Annotated in this window: 3 protein-coding genes; 2 read left to right on the forward strand and 1 reads right to left on the reverse strand. The window is 72.0% G+C overall.

Annotated features, from left to right (window positions below):
* The first annotated feature begins 104 nt into the window (after positions 1–104).
* Both E0D90_RS24610 and E0D90_RS24615 read left to right on the forward strand, forming a co-directional pair.
* Positions 105–800, forward strand: a complete 696-nt coding sequence (locus E0D90_RS24610; protein ID WP_130800145.1) for a GntR family transcriptional regulator — start codon at positions 105–107, stop codon at positions 798–800.
* 78 nt (positions 801–878) lie between these two features.
* Complete coding sequence (locus tag E0D90_RS24615) at positions 879–1886, forward strand: 1-aminocyclopropane-1-carboxylate deaminase (RefSeq protein WP_130800146.1); 1008 nt, start codon at positions 879–881, stop codon at positions 1884–1886.
* Positions 1887–1937: 51 nt separating this feature from the next.
* On the opposite strand, the gene E0D90_RS24620 is transcribed toward E0D90_RS24615, so the two are convergent.
* Positions 1938–3194: an SLC13 family permease gene (locus E0D90_RS24620; RefSeq protein WP_130800147.1), complete on the reverse strand. Its 1257-nt coding sequence runs from the start codon at positions 3192–3194 to the stop codon at positions 1938–1940.
* Between the last annotated feature and the right edge of the window lie 126 nt (positions 3195–3320).

The following is a 3320-nucleotide window of genomic DNA, read 5'->3' on the forward strand; positions in this document are numbered from 1 at the left end:
CGCGTGCCGTGACCGTGCCCCCGCCCCGCGGCGGGGGCACGGTCACGTCACGCGCCGGTCCCCTCCTCTTGACGAAATCCTTCATCCGGAGTGCAATATTTCGCATGCCGGTTCCAGAGCGTCGAGGTCTTGTCAGCCGATCCCTCCTGCGGGAGGACGCCTACCGGGCGATCCGGGACGCGATCGTCGACGGCACGCTCGCCCCGGGCGAGCGGCTGAACGACACCGACCTGGTCGCCTGGCTCGGAGTGAGCCGCACCCCGGTCCGCGACGCCCTCGGACGGCTGGAGCAGGCCGGGCTGGTGCACACCAAGCCCGGCCGGCACACCATCGTCAGCCCGCTGGACGTGCGGGCCGTGCACCACGCCCAGTCGGTGGTGGCCGCCATGCACGAACTCGCGGTCCGCGAGGCGGTCCCCCACCTCGCCGCCACCGAACTCGACGCGATGCGCGCCGCCAACGCCCGGTTCGCCGCCGCGCTGCGCGCCGGAGACGTCGCGGGCGCGCTGGACGCCGACGACGCCTTCCACGGCGTGCCGGTGACGGCGTCCGCCAACCAGGCGGTGCACACGGTGCTGGAGCAGTTCACGCCGGTGCTGCGCCGGGTGGAACGGCTGCGGTTCTCCTCGCTCGCGGGCCGCGCCTCTGTCGCCCAGCACGAGCGAATCGTCGACCTCTGCGCCGCCGGGGACGCCGAGGCCGCAGCGACGGCGTCGCGGGAGAACTGGCAGACGCTGACTCCGCTGCTCACCACCCCGGGCCCGGACGGCGGCGAATCCCCGAGCCTTGCGGGCCCCTGAACGCGCCCCCGTCCCACACTCGCCCCGCACTCGCCCCGCACTCGAACGGCCCCACGCCCGACCCCCAACGGAGGCACCGTGTCCCTCGACGACTTCGACCGTCACCCGCTGCTGTTCGGCCCCAGCCCGGTGCACCCCCTGGACCGGCTCAGCGACCACCTCGGCGGCGCCCGGATCTGGGCCAAGCGGGAGGACTGCAACAGCGGCCTGGCCTTCGGCGGCAACAAGACCCGCAAGCTGGAGTACCTCGTCCCCGACGCGCTCGCCCAGGGCGCGGACACCCTGGTGACCATCGGCGGGGTGCAGTCCAACCACACCCGGCAGGTCGCCGCCGTCGCGGCCAAGCTGGGGCTCAAGGCCGTTCTGGTGCAAGAGAGTTGGGTGGACTGGCCGGACGCCGTCAACGACAAGGTCGGCAACATCCTGCTCTCCCGCGTGATGGGCGCCGACGTGCGGCTGGTGCGGGCCGGCTTCGGTATCGGCTTCAAGGAGAGCTGGAACCAGGCACTGGAGGACGTTCGCGCGGCCGGCGGCACCCCCTACGCCATCCCGGCCGGTGCCTCCGACCACCCGCTGGGCGGGCTCGGCTTCGCCAACTGGGCCCGGGAGGTGGAGGCCCAGGAACGCGAACTCGGCGTCTTCTTCGACACCGTCGTGGTGTGCAGCGTCACCGGCAGCACCCACGCCGGGATGATCGCGGGCTTCGCCGGGCAGGACCGGCCGCGACGCGTGATCGGCATCGACGCCTCGGCCAAACTCGCCGAGACCCGCGCCCAGGTCGAGAAGATCGCCCGTGCCACCGCCGAACGAATCGGCCTCGGACGGGAGTTGCGGGAGGACGAGATCACCGTGCTGGAGGGCTGGGCCGGTGACCTGTACGGCATCCCGGTGCAGTCGACGCTGGACGCCATCCGCCTCAGCGGCAGCCTGGAGGGGATGATCATCGACCCCGTGTACGAGGGCAAGTCGATGGCCGGGCTGATCGACCTGGTACGCGAGGGCGACATCCCGAAGGGCTCCAACGTCCTCTACGCCCACCTGGGCGGACAGCCCGCGCTCAACGCCTACAGCGGCGTCTTCAGCTGACGGCCGAGGGCGTGGCACCTGGCCCCTGACGTGGGGGCGCGGAGCAGTGCCTCACGCTCCCACGGTGTGCAGCATCGCCCAGAGCGCAGTGGTCGCCGCCACCAGCGTCAACGGCACGGTCAGCAGGCCGAGCCAGGTGAAGTCCCGCAGCGAGGCGTCCATGTCGTGCTCGTGCAGCACCCGCCGCCACAACAGCGTGGACAGCGAGCCGACATAGGTCAGGTTGGGACCGATGTTGACGCCGATCAGGACCGCCAGCACCGGCCCCGCACCCGCGTCGGCGACGATCGGGAGCAGCGCGAGGGTGGCCGGCAGGTTGTTGATGCCGGCCGCCAGCAGCGCCGCCAGGGCGGCGATCGTCAGCAATGCCAGCAGCCCGGAACCGTCCGGCAGCAGCCGCTCGGCGAACGTGTCCAGGCCGTTGTCCACCACCGCCTTCACCACCACGCCCAGCGCCAGCACGAACAGGCAGAACAGCGGGTTGCAGGCGGCCACCAGGCCGCCCACTCCGGTCCGTCCCGCGCGCAGCGCCCGCACCGCCAGCACCGTCGCCCCCGCGCAGGCGGCCCACGCCGGGGAGAGGCCCGCGAACGAGGTGGCCACGAAGCCGACCAGCGTCAACGCCAGGACCACCAGCGCGAACACCGGTACCTCAATGCGCTGTTCGTCCGGCGCGGGCTCCGCCGGGGCGTCGAGATCGGCACGGAAGTAGCGACGGAACACCAGGTACTCGATGGCGATCACCACCAGCCACGCCGGTGCCATCAGGATGCCGAAGCGGGTGAACGTCAGCCCACTGGCAGCGAAGGCCAGCAGATTGGTCAGGTTGGAGACGGGCAGCAACAGCGAAGCCGAGTTGGCCAGATGCGCGTTGGCGTACAGGTGCGGCCGGGGACGCGCACCGGCCCGCATCACCGTGGCGATCACCACCGGCGTCAGCAACACGGCGGTCGCGTCCAGACTCAACACCGCCGTGGTCAGCGACGCCAGCACGAACACCCCGACCAGCAGCCGACGCGGCCGTCCCCGGCACAACCGGGCGACAGTGGCACCAGCCGTACTGAACAGCCCCTCCCCCGCACACAGATGGGACAGCAGCAACACCGCCGCCAGAAAACCGACCACCGGCGCCAACCGCTGCGTCTCCGCCCACGCCTCGGTCGGTGAGACCGCACCGACCAGCATCAGCAGCCCGGCGGCCGGAACCGCAGCCGCGACCTCCGGCCAACGCCGGGGCCGAATGATCACAAACGCGAGCACCGACAGCAGCACAGCGACAGACAGCACTTCGGCGGCGACATCGGACACGTGACGGGCTCCGGGGGCACGGACGGACAGGAACGGCGGACACGCCGCACACCGCGCGGCACGGCCACGCGACCGCCAGCATCCCACCCCCACCCCGCCCCACCACCGCGCCGGGCCGTCACACCG

The sequence above is a fragment of the Streptomyces otsuchiensis genome (assembly GCF_004305975.1).
GTDB classification, from domain to species: Bacteria; Actinomycetota; Actinomycetes; order Streptomycetales; family Streptomycetaceae; genus Streptomyces; species Streptomyces otsuchiensis.